The sequence below is a fragment of the Shewanella sp. SR43-8 genome, assembly GCF_014163775.1.
Classification (GTDB): Bacteria; Pseudomonadota; Gammaproteobacteria; order Enterobacterales; family Shewanellaceae; genus Shewanella; species Shewanella vesiculosa.
Genome location: NZ_JACJDX010000001.1, coordinates 54,798 through 76,945, shown reverse-complemented (window position 1 = coordinate 76,945; position 22,148 = coordinate 54,798). Strand labels below are relative to the sequence as shown.

The 22,148-nt window shown below is 42.9% G+C and carries 15 protein-coding genes; 12 read left to right on the top strand and 3 right to left on the bottom strand.

Translation table 11 applies throughout. The annotated features are described in order from the left end of the window. Nucleotides 1–49: 49 nt before the first annotated feature. The gene (locus tag H5114_RS00305) at nucleotides 50–1,168 is read right to left on the bottom strand and encodes a GNAT family N-acetyltransferase/peptidase C39 family protein (RefSeq protein ID WP_259395198.1); all 1,119 of its coding nucleotides are present in this window, start codon (nucleotides 1,166–1,168) and stop codon (nucleotides 50–52) included. A 50-nt stretch (nucleotides 1,169–1,218) separates the two neighbouring features. On the opposite strand from H5114_RS00305, the gene H5114_RS00300 reads away from it, so the two are divergent. Continuing rightward, nucleotides 1,219–2,670 carry a RimK family protein gene (locus H5114_RS00300; RefSeq protein WP_124016257.1) on the top strand — a complete coding sequence of 484 codons (1,452 nt, stop codon included), beginning with the start codon at nucleotides 1,219–1,221 and terminating at the stop codon, nucleotides 2,668–2,670. An 86-nt stretch (nucleotides 2,671–2,756) separates the two neighbouring features. On the opposite strand, the gene H5114_RS00295 is transcribed toward H5114_RS00300, so the two are convergent. Then, a complete protein-coding gene (locus H5114_RS00295; RefSeq protein ID WP_182698883.1) occupies nucleotides 2,757–3,647 on the bottom strand; it encodes a GGDEF domain-containing protein in 891 nt (296 codons plus the stop codon). Nucleotides 3,648–3,809: 162 nt separating this feature from the next. Between H5114_RS00295 and H5114_RS00290 the strand changes: the two genes are divergently transcribed. From H5114_RS00290 to mdoH, 11 genes are all read left to right on the top strand, one after another. Continuing rightward, complete coding sequence (locus tag H5114_RS00290) at nucleotides 3,810–5,762, top strand: monovalent cation:proton antiporter family protein (protein ID WP_124016255.1); 1,953 nt, start codon at nucleotides 3,810–3,812, stop codon at nucleotides 5,760–5,762. A gap of 223 nt (nucleotides 5,763–5,985) precedes the next feature. Further along, complete coding sequence (locus H5114_RS00285; protein ID WP_124016254.1) at nucleotides 5,986–6,522, top strand: sigma-70 family RNA polymerase sigma factor; 537 nt, start codon at nucleotides 5,986–5,988, stop codon at nucleotides 6,520–6,522. Further along, nucleotides 6,519–7,232 carry an anti-sigma factor domain-containing protein gene (locus H5114_RS00280; protein ID WP_182721913.1) on the top strand — a complete coding sequence of 238 codons (714 nt, stop codon included), beginning with the start codon at nucleotides 6,519–6,521 and terminating at the stop codon, nucleotides 7,230–7,232. The genes H5114_RS00285 and H5114_RS00280 overlap by 4 nt, the downstream gene beginning before the upstream one ends. 447 nt (nucleotides 7,233–7,679) lie before the next feature. Next, nucleotides 7,680–9,266, top strand: coding sequence for a DUF4331 domain-containing protein (locus H5114_RS00275; protein ID WP_182721912.1), 1,587 nt, complete (start codon nucleotides 7,680–7,682; stop codon nucleotides 9,264–9,266). 10 nt (nucleotides 9,267–9,276) lie between these two features. Then, nucleotides 9,277–9,819: an Ig-like domain-containing protein gene (locus tag H5114_RS00270; RefSeq protein ID WP_310736372.1), complete on the top strand. Its 543-nt coding sequence runs from the start codon at nucleotides 9,277–9,279 to the stop codon at nucleotides 9,817–9,819. Between the two features lie 141 nt (nucleotides 9,820–9,960). Continuing rightward, a complete protein-coding gene (locus H5114_RS00265; RefSeq protein WP_182721911.1) occupies nucleotides 9,961–11,109 on the top strand; it encodes a lipopolysaccharide assembly protein LapB in 1,149 nt (382 codons plus the stop codon). A 10-nt stretch (nucleotides 11,110–11,119) separates the two neighbouring features. Then, entirely contained in the window at nucleotides 11,120–12,244 is a 1,125-nt protein-coding gene (locus H5114_RS00260) for a HupE/UreJ family protein (RefSeq protein WP_310736371.1), read from the top strand. Between the two features lie 677 nt (nucleotides 12,245–12,921). Further along, a complete protein-coding gene (locus H5114_RS00255) occupies nucleotides 12,922–16,134 on the top strand; it encodes a DEAD/DEAH box helicase (protein ID WP_182721910.1) in 3,213 nt (1,070 codons plus the stop codon). 48 nt (nucleotides 16,135–16,182) lie between these two features. Continuing rightward, nucleotides 16,183–16,530, top strand: coding sequence for a hypothetical protein (locus tag H5114_RS00250; RefSeq protein ID WP_182721909.1), 348 nt, complete (start codon nucleotides 16,183–16,185; stop codon nucleotides 16,528–16,530). A gap of 749 nt (nucleotides 16,531–17,279) precedes the next feature. Then, on the top strand, nucleotides 17,280–18,872 hold the full coding sequence (locus H5114_RS00245; RefSeq protein WP_182721908.1) for a glucan biosynthesis protein G: 1,593 nt from the start codon (nucleotides 17,280–17,282) through the stop codon (nucleotides 18,870–18,872). Continuing rightward, nucleotides 18,869–21,007, top strand: coding sequence for a glucans biosynthesis glucosyltransferase MdoH (gene mdoH / locus H5114_RS00240; protein WP_259395197.1), 2,139 nt, complete (start codon nucleotides 18,869–18,871; stop codon nucleotides 21,005–21,007). The genes H5114_RS00245 and mdoH overlap by 4 nt, the downstream gene beginning before the upstream one ends. A 132-nt stretch (nucleotides 21,008–21,139) precedes the next feature. Here the strand turns inward: mdoH and H5114_RS00235 are convergent, their stop codons facing one another. Next, entirely contained in the window at nucleotides 21,140–22,141 is a 1,002-nt protein-coding gene (locus H5114_RS00235; protein WP_182721907.1) for an NADH:flavin oxidoreductase, read from the bottom strand. Nucleotides 22,142–22,148: the final 7 nt, after the last annotated feature.

Below are 22,148 nucleotides of genomic sequence, written 5' to 3'. Positions count from 1 at the left end.
TGAAGCGCCACGACGTTAGTGGCCGCAGGCCATAAAAGCTTAACCATCATTAAGCCAAAGATGACTTCACCACTAAACAAGAAACCTGTTTCTGCTTCCCATACTGCATCACTTGCGCCAGCTCCGATTGGCTAATCGGTACATACGCCGCATTAATCGCATCTTTCTGTGCTTCAACAAACGGGTCGTGAATAAACATAAACTGTTCGTTGTAACCACTTAATACCACCCAATGTGGGCCTTTTTCGCCATTAAATCGATAGGTGCTGATCATCAATAACACAGCATAACCGCTGTCAATCCAATGTCGAAGTTGAGTCAGACTGGGTGATGCATTGTGGATCTGAATTCCTAGTGAGGCTAATTGCTGACAAAAGTCGTCATGCACTATGGTAATGACGGCTTTTTTATTGCTGTCACGAACGCTATCAATAAAGGGGACTGACGTTGACTGGCTGTACATCTCAATCTGTAATCCGCGCTTTATGGCTGCTAAAGCCAAACCATGCACACTGCAACCACCATGACCGCTGGTCATAAAAATAGTGGTGGCTTCGCGCCAAATACTCAACTCATCAACTCGGCTCGGATTATAGTGCGTTTTTACCGCACTCATGGCCATCATTAAGCAAGCGGCGCCACACGTAAAGGGTGTGGTTTGCACATACAAAGGCATCTTGATGACTTTGCTTGGCCCTGGCGGGTCTAAGCGTTTGTGCATGCGCACGCCATCAGCTAAGTCATCGTAATAATGCACTAAGGTTTTGAGTACTTTATAACCCATTTTTAAATAAAGATTTTTGGCCGCGATGTTGTCGTTTCGCACTTCTAGGCGTAATGTAATGAAGCCGCGCTCGACCACGGTATGTTCACATTTTGTGACCAGTTCAAAGGCAATGTTGCGACCTCTAAATTCGCTCGCAACAGCAATAGAGTATAGCCTTGCTAGACGTGTGCCACGATGAAATAGCACCAATGCATAACCAGCAAGGGTGCCGTCTATGTCGGCGACTAATAAGCTGTCCAGTGGCGAGTTTATAAAGCGTTTCATCTGCCGAGAGCTGATTTTATCACCACTAAAGGCATTGGATTCGATTTGGTTAAGCTGGGATAAATCGCTGGGAATAGCTTGACGAAGCAGCATGAGTTGGCTCGAGTTGGCAAACATGATAGTGACTTAATTTACGCGCTAAACCGCACAAGAGGCAATCGATATTTATGGCTCATTTTTTAATTGTCACCGACGATGTTAATGATTGGCGTCCCTATTTACCCAGTGACCATATGGTCACAGTGCATGATTATTTAGAAATGGGTGCGTTTTCCGAGCAAAGTGCCATGCAAGTGATTAACTTGTGTCGCAGTTATGATTATTTAAGCACTGGTTATTACTGTTCGTTAATGGCTGAAGCACGCGGTCACCGGGTGATCCCGCGCGTGATGACCATTAATGATTTATCTCAGGACCGTTTTTTTAGTTTACCTCAAGCTGGTTTAGATAAGCTGCCTGATACTGTGACTGAAATATCCATGAAGCTCTATTTTGGCTATTGTGATAATCCGTCGCTTGACAAGCTTGCTCGCAAAATTTTTGAACGTTTTACTGTGCCGGTATTGCAAGTGAGTTTGTTAAAAATGTCAGGAAAGTGGCAGGTTGGCTCCATTGAGCCTGCGGCTTTTCAAGACTTAACCGAATCAGAACAAGATTTATTCGCTAAGTATTTAGAGGTGTTTTCACAAAAAGTATGGCGTTTACCTAAACCGTCGAAACGCTATCGTTATGAAATTGCCATGCTGGTGAATGAGCATGAGAAAATGCCACCATCAGATAAAGCGGCGCTGAAGTTATTTACTAAGTCGGCTAATCGTATCGGCATGGATTTAGTCCAAATTGGTTCTCACGATCTGGCGCGGTTAAGTGAGTTTGATGGCTTGTTTATTCGCTCTACCACTAATATCAGCAACTTTACTTATCGATTTGCGAAAGCGGCAGAGCAACTTGGCTTGGTGGTAATGGATGACCCTGAATCCATTATGAAGTGCACTAACAAGGTGTTTTTGACCGAGCTATTAAACAAACATAAAGTGCCAGTGCCTAAAAGTGTCATCTTTAAAGCCTCGGATAAAAACTGGGCCGATAATGTGATTAATACCATAGGATTACCGATTGTACTTAAAGTACCCGATGGGGCATTTTCCCTTGGGGTTGTTAAGGTGAACGACCGTGAAACCTTACTTGAACAAGCAGCGATTATCTTTGAGCACAGTGCGTTAATTTTAGCGCAAGCGTTTATGCCTACCGATTATGATTGGCGCATTGGCGTGCTAAATCGCCAACCTATTTATGCCTGTCGTTACTTTATGAGTCGTGGTCACTGGCAGATTTATCAACATCATCAAAGCGGCCGTGTCAGTAGTGGTGATTTTGACTGTATCGATTTAAAAATGGTGCCGCAAAATATTGTTGATGCGGCGGTTAAAGCATCAAACTTAATTGGCGCTGGTTTGTATGGTGTCGATTTAAAAGAAATTGACGGTAAGGCTTATGTCATTGAAGTGAATGACAATCCGAGTATTGACCATGGCGTAGAAGATTTGTTTTTAGGGGATTTAGTTTACGACAGGGTGATGACTGAATTTTTAAGGCGTATTCAGCTTCGCGGAATGTAATCACGATAGCGTAGGCCATGGCAAAAAAGACCTGTTAAGGTCTTTTTTGGTTAATTAGTTGTGTACTGTATTACGCATTTGCGGCGTTATATTATGCTGTTTTCACAGACCCGAAAACAATTACGTCCGGCTGCTTTTGCTGCATACATGGCTTTATCCGCTCGCTCATATAAGTTTTCTGCTTGTTGCTGTGGTAATGATTGCGCAATGCCTAAACTGCATTGAATATTATATTCGGTCAGTTCAGAATGTTTTGGCATCATATCAATAATACGTTGGCAAATAATTGCCGCTGCATCTGCATTTCCTTGAGTAATAATCACAAACTCATCACCACCAATTCTGAAAGCTTGGTCCGTATTACGGATCGCTTCACTAATTAATGCTGCAAACCCTACTAAAACGTAATCACCGGCTTTATGGCCGTGTACGTCATTGAGTTGTTTAAACTTATCCAAATCTAATATCACTAATGATACCTGACCTTGTTTGCGATTCGCTCGGGCTAATGCAATATCAAGAGCTTGACGATAATAATATCGATTACCTAAGTTAGTTAGCGCATCAAACATGGCTTGATTAGACATTGCTTGATATTTTAATGCATTATTAAACGGTTGAATGAGCATGTTTTCAAGCCGTTGTAATAATTTCTTCTGCGCCGAGTTGAGTGGCACAGACAACTGATAAGTGATAGCAAAGCTGTCATTGTTATCGTTAATAGTATGTTTTAATTCGATACCGTAATGACGTCCCCAAACAAATTTTTGTTTATCTAGGGTCAACTGCAGTCCTTTAATCGGCAAATGTTGTCCTAGGACTTTGCCAAAACAGGCAAAAACTGTCCGAGGATCTAAACTTCCATGTAGTTGTTGAATTACTTGAACAAGGTCTAGATCAGACTCTCGATTCAAGTAAGCGTCTGAACGGTACCAGTAATCATCAGGATAGAACTCTGTTGCTAGCGCGAAATCCATATTATTTACTCCAGTACGTTACAACTAATTGTCAATTTATTAGCAAAAACCGTGCCTATGAAAATTTTTCTATAGTTATTAGTTGCTTGTTGTTTTACTGTAGTATTTAGAAAACGTTTTATTTCCCTTTCGACACTTTTTTGACGAGGAGCCAAAGCCATAATGGAACACAGCATTTTTATCCATATTTTGTCGATGCTTGTGATTGCGATTGTGGCGATTGCATTATTACGCCGTCTCGGCTTACCTGCCATTTTAGCTTATCTACTCACTGGGGTGGTCAGCGGTCCCAGTGGTTTCCATTGGTTTACTCAGTTACAAATGCAGTCTGTGGCTGAGTTAGGTGTCGTGCTATTGATGTTTACTTTAGGGCTGGAGTTTTCTGTGCCTAGATTGTGGGCCATGCGCCGCACAGTGTTTGGCTTGGGCAGCGCCCAAATGTTGATAACGGCTTTTGTGGCTGGCGGCATCGCCATGTTGGTTGGCCAGGATTTAGTGGCCGCAATAGTGATTGGTTCAGCCATTGCCTTGTCGTCAACGGCGATTGTATTAAAGTTGCTAAACGAACAAAACTGGTTAAGGCGCAGGCATGGCGAATTATCCGTCAGTGTGTTGTTATTTCAAGACTTAGCCGTAGTGCCGTTATTGATTTTAATGCCGCTGTTAGCCAAAGGCGATGTGGAAATGAGCTTCAACAGTATTATGTGGGAATTGCTCACTGGTATTTTGGCTTTTGTCGGCTTAATGTCATTTGGTAAGTGGATACTGCCACGTATTTTCGATGAAGTGGCTCGCTCACGCTCAAATGAGTTATTTGTATTATCGACCTTGGTTGTGGCCTTAGTGACGGGCGCGTTTACTCAATGGCTTGGACTGTCAATGGCATTAGGGGCGTTTATTGCTGGTATGCTACTGGGCGAAAGTCAGTATCGACGTCAGTTAGAGGCTGATATTAGGCCGTTTCGTGATTTATTAATGGGCCTGTTTTTTATCTCAATCGGCATGCTACTGGATTTCAATCTGGTGATGCAATATTGGTGGCAAGTGCTATTAATTTTAGTCGCAGTGGTACTGACTAAAATTTTGATCGTGCATGGTTTACTCAAGCTTGTAGGCGAAAATACTAAGGTATCACTCAGTACGGCAATCAGTTTAGGTCAAGTGGGTGAATTTAGTTTTGTGTTATTGGCATTGGCGGTGAATTATCAATTGCTCAATAACGAAGTCAGCACAGTATTAGTTGCTGTGGCAGTGATCTCTATGTCTATGGCACCTTGGTTGATCCGCCATAGCCTTGATATTGCTAAAAAGGTTAGCGGTAACAAGTTAGCAGCTAAATCTGAGCCTATTGAGGTTGTTTTACCTCATTCTGATGAAAGTGACGTGGTGCTTATTTTAGGTTATGGCCGAGTAGGGCAAACAATAGCGCGCTTTTTGAAAAAAGAAGCCGTGCCATACATGGTACTCGATTTAGACCCCACCCGCGTGTCAGAGGCCAGAGCGGCGGGCGAGAACATTCATTTTGGTGATGCTTGCAGAATGGCACTGTTAAAGAAGATGGGCATCCGTGATGCCAGTTTAGTGGTGGTGACATTTTGTGAACCACGCCAGTCTGAAGAGTGTTTAGCCGTAGCACGCAAGCTTGCTCCTGATGTAAAAATACTCGTGCGTACTCGCGATGATGCTAACTTGCATGAGCTTAAAGAAGCCGGCGCAACCCAAGTGATTCCTGAATCCCTTGAAGGCAGTTTGATGCTGGTTTCGCAAGTCTTGTTTAAATGTGGAGTACCATTAGCGCGTATTATTAAGCGTTTAGAATCAGAGCGACGTAACCATTACCAATATTTACACGGTTTTTTTTCGGGCACCGAAACTGATTTCACTCTGGATTTACTCCATGCAGTATCACTGGCGTCAAGAGCCAGTGCTGTGGGGAAAACCGTTGCTGATATTCCATGGCAAGCATTAGACGTTGAACTTAGAGCTGTGCGTCGTAAAGGGGAGGAGATTAATCCTCCGCCACCAGAGTGGGTGTTAAGGCGTAATGATATTTTAATGCTGGTGGGTAAACCGCGCAGTATCGAAAAAGCTGAAGAGTACTTGCTGCAGGGATAGTGGTTCCCTGTTTGCATCACTTTTCTGGAGTATAACTCTTCTATTTCATCAATTTTCCCAATCATAGGATCAGTATATTAAAGGGCGCTGCTCGTTTTTTATTAAACTTGCATCCAATTAGCAGGCTGTAACGTATACACTCTGAAGGGCTTTTTTTATTCTATATATGCAGTAACAGCCCGTATTAACGAAATCGAATCATTACCGGGAAGCGTGGCATATTATGGATCAAGACACATTACTTAACTTATTGAGTGCCAGTGCGGATGGAGATAAACAAGCTTTTGCTGATTTATACCAGTCGACTAGCAGTCAATTATTTGCGGTTAGTTTGAAAATGCTCGGTCGACGGGAGCTGGCTGAAGAGGTGCTGCAAGAAGCCTACGTAAAAATTTGGCATAACGCGACCGAGTATCAACATGGCAAGGGGTCGGTACTCACTTGGATGATCAGCATAGTGCGTTACCGAGCATTAGACATGCTGCGTTATCAAAAAGTCAGAAAAGAAGATCCGCTTGAAGAGGGCCAAGAAGCGATTTTTGATGAGCCCAGCAATGACGACGGTCCGCAAGTGCATAAAAATCAACTCGATCAATGTATGAGCGAGCTTGAACCGCAACAAAAACAAGCGATTCATTTAGCGTACTACAATGGTTTATCGCATCATGAAGTGGTAGGGCATCTAGACTTACCTTTGGGCACGATTAAGAGTTGGATCCGCCGTGGTTTACAGCAATTACAGAGGTGTTTATCGTTATGAATTATCATGATCCTCAATTGAAAGATGCCTTGGCTGCAGAATATGTGCTGGGCACATTGCGTGGCCAAGCTAGACGTCGGTTTCAAAAATTAATGATGCAAATACCCAGCCTGCGCGAAAGCACTTGGTTATGGGAGCAACATTTGCATGGTATGAACCAGTTATTACCTCCGGTAAAGCCTGATGATCGTGTGTGGCAAAATATTCGTCATACGCTGGGTTTTGTTGACAATTTGAGCCACACTCCAGCACCAGAGACACCCAATGTCGTGCCTTTAACAACTCGCCATCGCGTCTGGAAAGGCCTGGCCTCCATGGCAACAGCCGCAGCCATTATTATGGCGGTCATCCTGGTGAATAACCAACCTGTGCCCGTCGCTGCGCCGCAACAAGTTGCCGTTGTGCAAAGTGCGCAAGCTAAAGCATTATGGCTTATTGAAGTCACGGCCAATACTATTGAAGTTCGCTCTACCAGTAACCTAAAACCTTTACCGAACAAAGATTATGAGTTGTGGATGGTGGCGAAAGGTGTTGAAAACCCCATCTCATTGGGCTTGTTACCTAAATCGGGTAAGCTGAGTTTAGCTAAAAATAGTCAGTTTGATGATGTCGATATTGTTGCTTTGGCGGTCAGTTTAGAGCCTTTAAACGGTTCACCGAATGGCATGCCTACTGAAGTGTTGTATACCGCAGAGCTGGCAATTTTATAATCCATTAATGGGTCTGTGAATGCGGGATAACAATGATGTGTAAATACTTATTCACGCGACAATAAGCTGAAGCATAAATCGAGACGGCCAAAGGAGATATCCTTGGCCGTTTTTTATGGGGAAAGATTTTATTATCGCGAAATTATCACTCTAGCAGGAATTGATCATGACGAACCGTGACGGGGTGAATGTACTCAGGTTTACTGAGTATCAAGCTGCATTATTGATGCAAAATCGATAAGGTTTCAGATGATTATCAACAAATATTCAAAAATCATCAAAAATAATTCAAATTAAGCACGGGTTTATAATCTTTATAATTCAGTATCTTAGTGTTAATTTATTTTTGTTTTAAAATTAATGCAACAATAATGGCTAAATTCTGCATCCAAAATGGAACCTGAGCCGTTTACTTACATGACTCTACTACACAATAAGGAAATGGTCATGAAAGTACTAAAAATATCCCTAATCGCCAGTATGGTATGCAGCACTTTGTTAGGCGCTAATGCATTTGCCTCAAGTCATCGAGAAGCACCGAATATCACGCGTTTTCCGACATTAGATTCTACCGATTTTTATGCATTTAACAGTTATGAAGCAGGACGTGAAGACTACGTCACTCTTATCGCTAACTATATTCCATTGCAAGACGCCTACGGCGGACCTAACTATTATGCGATGGATCCTGCTGCGGTATACAGCATTCATATCGATAACGACGGTGATGCAGTAGAAGATTTAACCTTTCAATTTAACTTTACCAATGAGCTTGCCAATAATAATCAAGGTATTGCGTTAACGGTTGGTCCAGCTGGAAATCAACGCAGTGTGTCAGTCCCGCTTAAAAATATTGGTGGCATTACAGCAGCAGATCAAAGTGCGGCAAACTTTAGCGAGTCGTATCAGTTAACACTTGTTAAAGGACCACAAAATAGCGGTAGTGCAACAGTGTTGAGCAATACTGCTGGCGGGATGTTCCATAAACCTCTGGATTATATTGGTAATAAAAGTTTCGGTGATAGCAGCGCTTATGCAAGCTATGCTGGACAATTCATTTACGAATTTAACCTCGACGGTTGTGCCAGTCCTGGTAAGGTGTTTGTCGGTCAACGTAAAGACCCTTTCGTGGTTAACTTAGGCAAAACTTTTGACTTAGTAAACTATGTACCAGTGGAAGGTGATAGTGCTCCGGGTGCTGGTGATCAAGGCGGTTTTCCAGGTGGTATTACCCAATCAGCCGATAATGATGACTTAATGGATAAAAATGTTACAGCCATTTCAATTGAAGTACCAAAGACATGTTTAACCACTCAAGGTAACGGCACTATCGGTGCATGGACTACCGCCAGTTTACCGCAAGCGCGTATTTTAAATCCAAATGCAAAAGTAGGTAAAACTGAAGTTAACGGTGGGGCATTAACTCAAGTCTCTCGTCTAGGTAATCCGCTGGTGAACGAGTTAGTGATTGGCCTAAAAGACAAAGACACCTTTTCGACTTCACAGCCTAAAGATGATACTCAGTTTGCTGATTATGTCACCCACCCAAGCTTACCTGAATTGCTCAATATTTTGTTTAAAGATGCAGTTAATCAAACTTTAGGCACAAATATTGAGACATTAGCACCAACCAATTTCCCTCGTAATGATCTCGTTACTGCATTTCTAACAGGCTTTGCCGGTGTTAACCAACTTGAAACGGTGACGCCATCAGAAATGTTGCGTCTTAATACCGGTATTCCAGCAAAACCTCGCGATATGCAGTCCGCTTTTGGTGTTGCAGGCGATGATTTAGCTGGTTTCCCTAATGGTCGTCGTCCTGGTGATGATGTCGTTGATATTGCCCTGCGCGTGGTCATGGGACGTTTATGTTACCCGATCCCAGTTAATGGAACAGATACTGATTTAGGCCTTTGTACTAGTGATGATGCCAGTGTTGGTACTGTGCCATTTACCGATGGCGCACCGGTTGATGCGACTATGATGATGGATCACTTCCCCTATTTAGCGACGCCACTTTCTGGCTCAAAATAAGGAACACAAGATGAATACTTCTATCCAATATGCGACTCGCCAGCTTATTAACGCTATGGCTAAGCCAGTGGTATTAGTCAGTGTGATCAGCTCAGGATTATTAGCTGGGTGTAACTCAGATGATGATCCAATGGCAATGGTTAAAAACAGTGCGCCTATGGTAAGTGGTTTGATGCTGTCTACTGTGACTGAAACTGCGGTAACCGATCAAGTAGCTGCCACCGACAAGGACGGCGATAGCCTGACGTTTACGCTAGTGAATGAACCCACGCTGGGATCGCTGAGCTTAATGGCAAATGGTGAGTTTACCTATACTCCGGCAAATGAAGTCACTGGCATGGACAGTTTTACCTTGGCTGTGAGCGATGGCGTAAATGATCCTGTTACTGCGCTGGTAAGCATTACTATTGATGCTGAGCAAGTGATGTTTTCAAGTTTAAGTCGTCAGGCATTTTCACAACCAAGCCAAGCAGCACCTTTGCGTGTTAATGGCCGTGTGGTTGACAACGATGTATCAACGACTGATTTTTACGATGACTTATTACTCGACTAATAGTGCGTTTGTTATTAGCTCAGGTAACAATATAAATAGGACAATATACCCTGCTATTGCAGCGATTAATCATCTTATTAACAGGGGGTTAGCGGTGTATTACAGGGTATAAATGACCAAGGATGGCATTTTGGAGGCGTTATGCAAGTGACAACAGGGCGGTTAACACAAATGATAAAGTACCGACACTCTATGGTTAATATGGGCATGTTTGCCAGCCTATGCTTATTGTTTATCGGTAATAGCCTTGCGGCGCCCTATACACCTAAGGATAACAACGAAGTTGTTGCAACTTGGAAGGTGTTTAATGATACCGATCAACAGATGAGTTTAGATGACATCAGTGATTTTATTGAACAAGGACAATATCCTGGTGAGGCGGATTACCGTTATGGCCGCGCAAAAGCTTGGTTACAAACCAAGATGGCTAATGCCAGTCCCAATGCGCAAACCTATTACTTATATGCTCGGGTATTACAACATCAGCATCAATTCGATCGGGCATTAAAAGCGTTAGATCGCGCTATTGAATTAAAGCCAACCGCGGTTAACAGTTGGTTATTAAAAGCCAATATTCATCTGGTACAGGGGGATATTGTTGCAGCAAGACAAGCGTGTTTAACGTTAATCGGTAAAGCCGATATTTTATTGATTTCTACCTGTGCTCTAGAGGTCGCTAGCCAAAATGGCAAACTGGCCGAAAGCTATCAAGAATTGGCTCGTTTGTATCGCTTGTATCAGCCGGCGAATGAACCAGAAAAAACTTGGCTTGTGCAAATTCTTGCAGATATGGCATTAAAGCAAGATTTAGCAGAAGCAGCATTAGGCTATTTAGATCAGGCGAACATGGATAATGCGCCAGTCAGTTTATTAGCCTTATGGTCAGATGTGCAGTTTTCACTTAATCAGCATCAAGTTGTGTACGACAAACTGTCTAACGTCATTGAGCAACATCCTGTGCAGGATGATGCATTACTGTTGCGCCTTGCCATAGCGGAAAAATACCTTGGCAATACTGTAAAATGGCAATGGGCTTTTGCTCAACGCGTGACACTGCGCGAGCAAAGACATGACAGCTTGCATGCATCCGATTTAGCACAATATTACTTAAAGGTTGATGTACAGCCCAAAAAAGCACTTTACTGGGCTAAAATAAACTGGCAGGTAGCACGTCAAACTAATGACAGAATGCTATTAGAGCAAGCTAAGGCATTGTTCAGTCAGGCTAAAAATGATAAAAAGTCAGTACAAGCTAGTGGCAATCTTACTGTCGACAATTTAGCAGGCTAAGGATAAATCAGTGAAAGCATTAACAGGATTTTTTTCGATGATAAAAGGCGGTTTATTATTGCTACTGTTGCTGTTCAGTCATGTCAGTTTTGGCCATCAAATGAGCACCAGTTATTTGGCTGTTAACTTGGATAAGCAAGGGCAAGTTGACGGGACTTGGCAAGTGCGCCTTTTCGATATCAACCAAATCGTTTCTATTGATGACAATCAAGATGGCCAACTTACTTGGGCAGAGTTACAAGCTCATCAAGTGGCGGTGATGGATTATTTACGCGCATCATTAATGATCAGTAGGCAACAAGATTGTCCGCTCAGTTTCAATCCAATCCAGCAAATTGATCAGCATTTTAGTGAAGGGTATTTGGTTAGTTCATTTAACGCTGCCTGCGATAGCTCTGGTCCGTTATCGATAAATTATAATGCTTTTTTTAATATCGACTCCGATCATAAAGCTATCACGACAATTATCACGTCCGATCATCAATATGCTCGTGTGATCAGCAATGATAACCGCATAATATTGATTAACTTAGGTGAAAGTCAGGTGAGTGACACATTTACTGAATATGTGTATCAAGGGATTATTCATATTTGGAAGGGCACTGACCATGTTCTATTTCTGCTGGCGTTATTATTAACCTGCGTATTAGTGCGTGAGCAGAGAAAATGGAATCCGATAGACAATCCTAAGCAAATATTTAAAGACACAGCATGGATTATTACCGCGTTTACACTAGCGCATTCTGTGACATTAACGGCCACAGCATTAGGGATACTCAATTTTAGTAGCCATTGGGTTGAGCTGGGTATTGCATTATCGGTATTGTTTGCCGCACTAAATAATGTTTGGCCGATTGTGTTGCGATTAGGCTGGATTACCTTTGCATTTGGTTTATTGCACGGTATGGGGTTCGCGGGAGTATTAGGTGAACTTGGATTGCCAGAAAATCAAAAACTATTAGCGATTTTAGCTTTTAATGTCGGCGTTGAAATTGGCCAACTGGCGATTCTAGCTCTAGTGCTGCCGTTGTTAATCTTTTTACGCCACACAAACTGGTATCGAAACTGGGGCATGCAGCTTGGATCTATCGCGATTGGCTTGATGGCGATTCAGTGGTCGGTAGAGCGTTTCTAATATTGATTTAATAAACAAGTCGCCAGCGCTTATCTGTGGCGACTTGTTATTAAGATTACACTCTCGGCAATGGATTAAACTGCGTGGCGTTAGCGCTTACTGGTATTGGTTATACAGAAATGCGCCAACATGACTGTCTGTTCACTAGCCTTTGACCTACCCATTAAGCAGCAGTGTTAACCCAGTAGCATTGGACTAAGCCCAATGTCTTTCAGCCATATCTCTAAGTACTATCCCTTAGCAACAATAGGCACACTCTATGGCCATCTTTTCATCGCCACAACCTGATAGCCAATACTGATGGTTCATATTGATTGGCGATACATTACCCGTTAAAAAACCTCTAGGTTATTGCTCGTCTCAATTGCCGTTTAATGGCACAGTATTATAACAATGGTCGCATAAAACCAGTTTGCCACTGGTTTTGCTAATTTGTCGCAAACATAAGTAAAACTTTTTTACGGGTTAATTCGTATGATGATTCGGTTTGCTGCTGTATCTGTGTATTGATAGCAACGCTGAGTGCGTAATCTCAATAATATAGTGTGTTTGAACGAGTTTTTTGTCCGAAACACCAGCTAAGCCTAGATATTGCCCGCTTTCTTCCATAGAATGGCAAGTTAACTTTTTTATCAGCAGCCAGTGTTTATTTTGCTGCGGTTTTATTAGGTATATTGATGTCGGCGAAACTGTTTAATCTTCCCATTAAGCTTTCATTAGAGATGATTGCGAAACTGTTTTCGGCCACGCAAATTCAAAAAGCGCAAAACTATTTGATCCAAGGCCGGGTACTCGAAGTTACTGCCAGCAGTAACAACCATGATATTGAGGCCTATGTAGAGGGATCTGCTGTTGAGCCTTATCGTCAAGAAATTACCCTAGTCAACGTTAATCACAAAATTGTGATGCGATCTCATTGCACTTGTCCGGTCAGAACCAATTGTAAACACGTTGCTGCAGCTATGCTGGCACTGGTGGATAAAAAACCGGTTGAAGAACAGCGCATTCATCAATGGTTACGCCAACTTGATGAACAAAAAACGGTAGCAGAATTTGAAGATGAAGAGGAAGAAAAAGACCGCATTATCTATGTGTTATCTAATGATCCTCACGGCATATTTGTCGAATTCAAACGCAGTAAATTAAATAAAAAAGATCAATACAATAAAGGCAGTAAGCTGGCATTAGCCGATATTCGTTATAGCATGCCTTGGTGGATAGATCCTGAAGATAAACAAATTATTAGCTTGCTATTATCATCTAACAATCAAGGCTCAAAAATTTATATCGATGGCGAAATTTCATTTTTAGCCCTGACAAAAATGCTTGCCGCCGAAGTGTGTTTTTGGGAAGAAAATCGCACTCCATTGACCTGGGCCAAAGCCATTACCCCAGAGTTTATCTGGTGTGAGATAGATAAAAAACATACTCAAATGCAAATGCGCATGCCTGGGCTTGAAAATTGGGAGTTTATTGCCACCGAGCCCCCTTTGTATGTGGAACTAGACTATTTGCATTTAGGCCGAATAGACACAGATTTACCCGTGAAAAAACTCAGTTTGTTACAGCATATGCCGCCGGTGCCATTGGCTCAAGTTGATGCGATTAGCCATAAAATGCTGCAACATTTTTCACCTAAAACCGTGCCTGTTCCAAGCGAGATTGATTTTTGTGAGATAACCGCGGAACTGGTTACGCGTTTAACCTTTACGCGTGAGTTTTTCAGCAGCAGTCAGATCATGCAACCGGTTATTCGAGTCGATCATTGTTATGGTGAAATTACTTTTAATGCCTCGACTAAGCCAGAACGGATTAGCTTAGTTAAAAAGGATCAGGTGCAATATCAAGTGCATCGACAGGTAGATCATGAATTAGCCGCGCTGCAATCATTAACCGATATTGGCTTAGTGACGCTTGAGCCCGACCCTGTCTTAGTCAGTTCACATAAACCCTATTATGTCAGTGTCGGTTTATTACCTGAGTCTATTTTTGAATGGTCTGAGTTGACCAGTGATGGTCTTGATGCGTTAAGTGCATTGGGCATGGACATTCACTTTGATGATGATTTTGACTTACAAATTACTGATGCACAACTTGATGTCGACTTGGTTGACGATGATGAGTCGGGTTGGTTTTCGTTATCACTCAGTGCCGACATTGATGGGCAGAGTGTACCGTTATTGGCTTTAGTGGCTCGTTGGTTACAACAAAATGGTGAACCAGCAGATGACGATGAATTGCTGTTACCTGGTCCTAATGGCGGCTTTATTAAAATTAAAGCCAAAACCATTAAGCCACTGATCAGCATTATCCAAGAGTTATTTAACCGCCATTCTGGTGATGTAATTGCAATACCTCGTAACCGTGCACATATTTTAAATGATTTGTCTGCTAGCGATGTGCGTTTGCTTAATGGCGAGCGAGTGCGCAACTTAGCCACGAAACTGGCTGAGTTTAAAGGGGTTGTTCCGGTTGAATTACCCAATGGTTTACATGCGACATTACGTGATTACCAAAAACAGGGTTTTGATTGGTTGTGTTTCCTCAAGGAATATCAACTGGGCGGCATTTTAGCCGATGACATGGGCCTTGGTAAAACAGTTCAAGCTTTGGCATTTCTACTCAAAGCTAAACAAGAAGCGACTGAACATCGCACCAGTTTAATTGTCTGCCCGACCAGTTTAGTTGGTAACTGGTTAAAAGAAGCCAACAAGTTTGCACCATCGCTCAATGTAGTGGTGATCCACGGTAATAAACGCCAACCATTATTAGACCAAATTAACCAGTTTGATGTGGTCGTGACCACTTATCCTTTAATGTTGCGTGATGAAGCTATTTACTGTGAATATGTGTTTGAACACATTATTTTGGATGAAGCACAACAGATTAAAAATGCCCAAGCCAAAGTTACTCAAGTCATTAAAACCCTCAAAGGTAAGTTCCGCTTGTGCTTATCTGGTACGCCACTTGAAAATCATTTAGGTGAATTAAAATCGTTGATGGATTTTTGCTTACCAGGTCTATTAGGTCAGCATACTTACTTTAATAAACAGTTTCGTGGTCCGATTGAAAAGCAGGCTGATGTCGAAAAATCCTTGTTACTGAGCCAGCGTATTGCGCCCTTTATGCTGCGACGCACTAAACAGGAAGTGGTATCTGAGTTACCTGAAAAAACGGTAATTATCCAAACCTTGGAGCTTGAAAAAGACCAACGTAATTTATATGAATCTATCCGCTTAGTGATGGAGAAAAAATTGCGTGAGTTGTTTGCTAAAAAAGGCGTATCGAGCAGTCATATTGAGTTTTTAGATGCGTTACTCAAACTTCGCCAAGCCTGTTGCGACCCTCGTTTAGTTAAGCTTGAACAAGCTCAGCAAGTAAAAGATAACGCTAAAATGACTTGGCTTATCCAAAACCTGCCTGACATGATTGAAGATGGCCGTAAAATTCTTATCTTTAGCCAATTTACTGGCATGTTAGCGCTGATTGAAGATGAGTTAAAACGCTTGGCGATTACTTACAGTAAGCTGACAGGGCAAACACGCGACCGTCAAACCCAGATTGATGCGTTTCAAGAAGGCGGCAACTCAGTGTTTTTGATCAGTTTAAAAGCTGGCGGCACCGGGCTTAATTTAACCACTGCGGATACCGTTATTCACTTTGATCCTTGGTGGAACCCAGCCGCAGAAAGGCAAGCAACTGATCGTGCCCATCGTATTGGTCAGTTAAATCCGGTCTTTGTGTATAAGCTGATTGCCCAGGGGACTGTTGAAGAGAAAATTCAAGAAATGCAGCAGCATAAGCAAGGTTTAGCGGACAGTATTTTATCGGATGGTACTCAAGGTCCATGGCAGGGCAGTGCCAATGATTTATTGGCTCTATTAAGTTAACTCACGGTGAAGTTAATTGAATAACATATGGTTAATGAGGTAACGTGATTGCCAGCAGTGTACTTTAAACGAGGTTCGTCGCAGCCAAGACAACGGCGCTCAAATCGGGCTACACCTGTTCAACATATGGCGTATTTTGAGCAAGTGTTTGCCGAGCTTCGGCTTCATCCTGAAAAAATAGCGATTGTGAGACACAATATTGCTGAGTTTCAGGCTCAGCCATACTTGAAGAAAGGTCTGCATACGGCAATCGACAGATTGTTGTTAGTGTTTGAAGATGATGACGACATTGAACGTTTGTATCGACAAGTGATGAGTGATGATATTGGTCAGAGGGTTAGGCGTTATCCGCTTATTTTTAAAGGTATTATCTCAATATCGTCAGACCTGATTTAAGTGCATTGTGCCTATGCCCATATCATGTTTGCTCCAATCGATATGGGCGTTAACTCATGCTTAAAAGTAGCCTTAGATTAACGCCCTGCTCAGCACGCTGTGATCCAATGACCGCTTATTTTATTACTCCTTTTGGCTTCATTGAGCCATGATCTCAAAACCATCACTTCAACCCTTTTCCTCTCAGCTTACTCATTTTATTAGGTCAATTTATTTACCTGGAACAATTGCAGCATAGTCGATTGCATTTACCTGATGGCATATTACAGATAATCGCGATTGCTGGTGAAAAGACGGGCTTTATCGTTAAGCCAAATACCGTTGGAGTATTAAAGATGATTCATATTGTAGGGGAAATACATAAAACGATTAAGTTTTTCTGCTATTAATAACTAGAAGCTCTACTATTAATAAATAGAAGTTTATGTTCAAACGACTTGGTTTCACTCTCTTGCAAAGCTGAGCCCATGTTGTCGTGATAAACCCAGTACAAACAAGGAACCTTAAATCGGGATAATATCGGATATCAAGCCGTCCTTTGTCCTGACATTGTGATGAGTAAAACCCATATTCAAATTTGGCTCGTTTATCCCATTGCTTAACCCAATCTGAGGTTAAGCCGATATCAATGATCTTCGATTAACGCCTACCTCGATCAACATTATTTCCGATTAATAGCAGAGGGTCAGTTCAGTTACTAGTGCGATATTGTGATGTTATTTTGTGAATGCTCAATTAAGGAGTTTTATATGTTAAGGACTTTGAATCTGTTTTGCGATTCACCGGTTAAACAAAGGATTTATGACCAATTGTCTGTCAAAGGTTTTCTTAACCTTGTCGTATTTGTGTTACTCGTCTCATGGACAAACCTTGTTAACGCTCAGACAACAATACCCAAAACGGATGGTAAGGCCTTCTCCCATGACACAGTCGTCGAGATTGCACGTAAATTGTCGCAGAAACCTTTTATTGAACCTAAACAAGCCCCTGAAGCGCTGACTAAAATAGATTATTCCACCTATCGCCAAATTAATTTCCAGCAAGATGCCGCTATTTGGGGCAATGCACCCACACCTTTTTCTATACAACTATTTGCGCCTGGCTATATCTATAAACAGTTAGTCGACATTGATGTGGTCGAAAACGGTAAATCATTTCCGGTTGCCGTGTCTGAATCATCATTTAGAGTGCCAGATGAGTCAATTGGTCAGTTACTGCAACAAGTCGGTAAATATGCCGGCTTTCGTCTGCATTACCCCATTAATCGCGATGATTATAAAGATGAGTTCTTAGTGTTTCAGGGGGCCAGTTATTTTCGGGGAGTATCTAAAGGGCAAGCTTATGGTTTGTCGACCCGTGGACTAGCCATTAATGTTGCCGATCCTAAAGGCGAAGAATATCCGCTGTTTAAAAAATTCTGGATCGAACGTCCATCAAGCCACCAAAAGGCGATAGTGGTTCATGCGTTGCTTGACAGTGTTAGCGTAACCGGCGCCTATCGTTTTGCTATTTACCCTGGCGATCCAACTCGAATGGGGGTCGATGTAATGCTTTTCCCAAGGCGAGATGTGCAAAATGTGGGTCTGGCGCCGTTAACATCAATGTTTATGCATGGCGGTATAGACCGTGCTGATACAGCTGATTACCGTCCAGCGGTGCATGACTCTGAAGGCTTGCTGATGGAGAAAGGTAATCGTGAGAAAATTTGGCGACCACTGAATAATCCACGGGGATTGCAGGTGAGTTCTTTCATGGACGAAAATCCTAAGGGCTTTGGTCTGATGCAGCCACATCGACAAGTTGATTACTATCAAGATCTTGAAGCCAAATACCATCAACGTCCATCCGCCTGGGTTGAACCAACAGGTGATTGGGGCAAAGGCAGAGTAGAACTGGTTGAGATCCCATCGGATTCGGAGGCCAATGACAATATTGTTGCTTATTGGAAACCAGAAAATGGATTGAAAAAAGATCAGCCATTTGCATATTCATACCAACTCACTTGGGTAGATAATATTCCCAAAACTGAGGGCAAAGTTAAAGTCGTTCGAACGGCTGGTGGTCGTAAGTTATTTACCGATAAAAACGAGATCGTTATCGATTATAGCCATCTTAGTGCAAATGATGTTAGCAACATTAGCGTTGATGCGAGTATCAGTAGTGGCGCGATTTTAGAGGCCCGTATTGAGCCCAATCCTAATGTTGATGGTGCAAGAGTGTTTGTTACTTTTGATCCAGAAGATGCCGATGTAGCTGAATTGCGTGTACAGCTGAGGAATAACGATAAACCGCTTGGCATGACGTGGTTGTATCGATTTACGTCGGAGGACTGGCCATTATGATACAACAAGATAATGCTTTGTCGGCGGCAATGACCGAAAAAAATCATCGTAAACGAGCCTTGCCTGACGAATCGCCATTGGTTATGAATCGTCATGAAGTTTCTGAGGCTGGTCATCGATTGAATTCCAGTCAACAGACTATGTGGTTTAGACTTCGCACGTTTGTTGCCCAATTATTTGTGTTTATGGTCACTGCGGGCTTATCTACTTACGGTATAAGGGAAATGTATTTGGTGCTAAACACCAATAACATTACCAATTTACAGATAGTCTTTTTAGTGTTGTTTAGTATTAACTTTCTTTGGGTTGCTTTTGCTTTCTCGCAGGCCTTATTGGGTTTTCTATTGCATCTCAAGCCGCGGTTAGTAAAAGAGAGCGAGATAGACCCCAGCTTTAAAACGGCTATTTTACTGCCGATTTATAATGAAGATCCGCTGCGCATTAGGGCCACAATTGAAGCCATGAGTGCAGATCTCATTGCCACTGCGCCAGGCAAGTATGCTTTCTTCATTCTCAGTGATACTAATCGAGCTAATGCTTGGATTGCTGAAGAGGCTACCTTCTTAGCACTTATCAATAAATATCAACCAGAGTGTCCAGTGTATTATCGTCGTCGTCACCAAAACAGTGAACGTAAAGCCGGTAACATCGGTGACTGGGTGCAACGTTGGGGCGGTGATTATGAAGCCATGATAGTGCTTGATGCTGACAGCATTATGAGCGCAAAGTCGATGGTGACACTATCACGTCGTTTAGCCGCCGCGCCTGGTGTCGGCCTTATTCAAACCTTGCCGACACTTGTTTTCGCCAATACCCTATACAGCAGGCTACAACAGTTTGCTAATCAATGTTTTGGTCCCATCTATGCTGCGGGCTTGTCGGCTTGGCATGGTTTGTCTTCAAATTTTTGGGGACACAATGCCATCATTCGCACTAGAGCCTTTGCTGAAGCCTGTCATTTGCCTATTCTGCCCGGTAAAGCACCTTTTGGCGGCCATGTATTAAGTCATGATTTTATTGAAGCGGCGCTGCTGCGCCGTGCGGGGTGGGGGGTACGTTTTGATACCGATATTGAGGCTTCATTTGAAGAAGCCCCTCCTTCGTTACTTGATGTGATGATCCGCGATCGCCGCTGGTGTCAGGGCAATTTACAGCATTCGGCATTTATGTTCGCCCGAGGGTTTTCCTTGCCAACCCGTTTGCATCTTTTGTCTGGGGTCATGTCTTACCTAAGTGCCATTTTTTGGTTAGCGTTAATTATGGTGGGGCTGGCGATTGCCGTTCAGGCGGCTTTTATTCGCCCTGAGTATTTTGCTAATCCATCGCTGTTTCCAACCTGGCCAGTGTTTGACTCTGAGCGCGCGTTAAGTCTGTTTGTGGTTTCAATGGCAATTGTATTGGCCCCCAAAGCCTTTGGCTGGTTTGCTGCGATGATTAATATTCCTCGGTGCTTAAGATTTGGTGGTCCCATCTTGTTAACCTTGAGTACCTTATTCGAAATGGTAATGTCTGCTCTGTATGCGCCAATTCTGATGGTGTCGCAGTTTGGCGTGGTGTTATCTATATTTCGAGGTAAAGACAGTGGCTGGATGCCCCAATCAAGAGATGACGGCGCATTGAGCTGGATACCAGTGATGCGTGCACATCTTGGCCATACTGTGTTTGGTGTTGTACTTGCTTTGACTGCAATGTTGCTAAGTAAGGAATTGTTTTACTGGTTATTACCGATCACCATAGGGTTAATGTTATCGATCCCACTTTCATGGTTGAGCGGCGGCGCGCGGCGCACGAAATGGATTAAAACCATTGGGTTACTGCGAGCGCCAGAAGAAAAGAAACCAGTTCACATTCTGGTTGAATTGAAAGCCAACCTGGCTAAAATGCCACATCTACAACACATGCATCCGTTCAGTCGACTGGTGAATAATCCACAGTTATTTACATGGCACCTTGCTCAGTTACCTGACTTAGATGAGCAAAAACCGTTGTTTTATGCTCCGAGGATCATTGCCGAGTGGAAATTGGAGCATGCTGAAAGCTTACCGCAATTAGAATCATGGTTAGAACCGGCAGAAGTCATAGCCTTACTCAGCAAAGCGGATTATCTACAAAAGCTGCAAACAATCGGCAAGTAATGTCTGTCATAGAATTAAAAAGGCCCGAATAACGCGTTATTCGGGCCTTTTTTACTACTCAAGCTTAGACTCTAGATGATGATTTCATATCGGCTATTATGACGTTGAGCCATGATGGACTTTACATCATGATTAATTGTTAACCATTACACGTGTTGCAAAATCAGTTGGCCCTGCCAAAATGGCGCGGCCAACTGCCACCAGATCTACTTGCTTGTTCGTTAAAATGGTCTCAATGTAATCAAGGGTTTCAATGCCGCCAACACCAATAACCGCAGCAGCAGTTTTACCTGTTAATGGCGCAGCATCGGCAACTAAAAAGCCTTCGCCGCGGATATCTTTAGGTCTGTTCCAACCGCCAATGCCTGACGACACATTGAGTATTTCCACGCCCGCATCAACTAACCACTGGCTAACTTGGCCCATATCGCTGTGGGATAGGCCTCCTGGGTAACCATCTTGACCGGGAATACGGGTCATTATGGCTAATCTAGGCGCGGCTTGTTTTATCTGACTGACCATCTCTAGCAAGATTCTGGCACGATTTTTAACACTGCCACCGTATTGGTCTGTACGTTGATTGGTTAGCGGCGATAACCACTGATTGATACCATAACCATGAGCACAATGGATTTCGACTAAATCAAATCCAGCTTTGTCGGCACGAATAGCGCTATTGACGAAGTCTTGCTGCCATCTTGCTATATCATCCTGTGTCATGGCGCGCGGTGTGGGTAATACGCGATCGTATGCTGGCACTACAATGCCAGAAGGACCCATAATATCGGTGCTAATAGCAGCACTGTCTTTGCCGCCGCAATGGGTAATCTGTAAGCCTGTTTTAACATCCATTTGGTGTAATAGCTTGGCAATTTGACTCAGTCCAGGTAAACAGGCGTCATCATGGGCGCCAAGCTGATTTGCTTCGCTGCGACCTGCTAGATTGACATGGCTATACTCTACCATCACTAAGCCCGCACCAGACTGGGCTAAGCCTTGATAATGGCTAAAGGTTTTCTCGGTGGCTAAACCATTATTGTCTGCCGTTTGGGATGCCATTGGCGGTACCACAACACGGTTTTTTAAGGTTAATCCATTGACTAATGTAAGGGGAGTAAAGCGTACTGCGCTCATTGCAACA

Coding starts and splice junctions, on each gene's coding strand:
- H5114_RS00290 (WP_124016255.1), top strand. CDS start 3,810: ATGGAACACAGCATTTTTATCCATATTTTGTCGATGCTTGTGATTGCG.
- H5114_RS00300 (WP_124016257.1), top strand. CDS start 1,219: ATGGCTCATTTTTTAATTGTCACCGACGATGTTAATGATTGGCGTCCC.
- H5114_RS00275 (WP_182721912.1), top strand. CDS start 7,680: ATGAAAGTACTAAAAATATCCCTAATCGCCAGTATGGTATGCAGCACT.
- H5114_RS00285 (WP_124016254.1), top strand. CDS start 5,986: ATGGATCAAGACACATTACTTAACTTATTGAGTGCCAGTGCGGATGGA.
- H5114_RS00295 (WP_182698883.1), bottom strand. CDS start 3,647: ATGGATTTCGCGCTAGCAACAGAGTTCTATCCTGATGATTACTGGTAC.
- mdoH (WP_259395197.1), top strand. CDS start 18,869: ATGATACAACAAGATAATGCTTTGTCGGCGGCAATGACCGAAAAAAAT.
- H5114_RS00280 (WP_182721913.1), top strand. CDS start 6,519: ATGAATTATCATGATCCTCAATTGAAAGATGCCTTGGCTGCAGAATAT.
- H5114_RS00235 (WP_182721907.1), bottom strand. CDS start 22,141: ATGAGCGCAGTACGCTTTACTCCCCTTACATTAGTCAATGGATTAACC.
- H5114_RS00270 (WP_310736372.1), top strand. CDS start 9,277: ATGAATACTTCTATCCAATATGCGACTCGCCAGCTTATTAACGCTATG.
- H5114_RS00245 (WP_182721908.1), top strand. CDS start 17,280: ATGTTAAGGACTTTGAATCTGTTTTGCGATTCACCGGTTAAACAAAGG.
- H5114_RS00265 (WP_182721911.1), top strand. CDS start 9,961: ATGCAAGTGACAACAGGGCGGTTAACACAAATGATAAAGTACCGACAC.
- H5114_RS00255 (WP_182721910.1), top strand. CDS start 12,922: ATGTCGGCGAAACTGTTTAATCTTCCCATTAAGCTTTCATTAGAGATG.
- H5114_RS00305 (WP_259395198.1), bottom strand. CDS start 1,168: ATGTTTGCCAACTCGAGCCAACTCATGCTGCTTCGTCAAGCTATTCCC.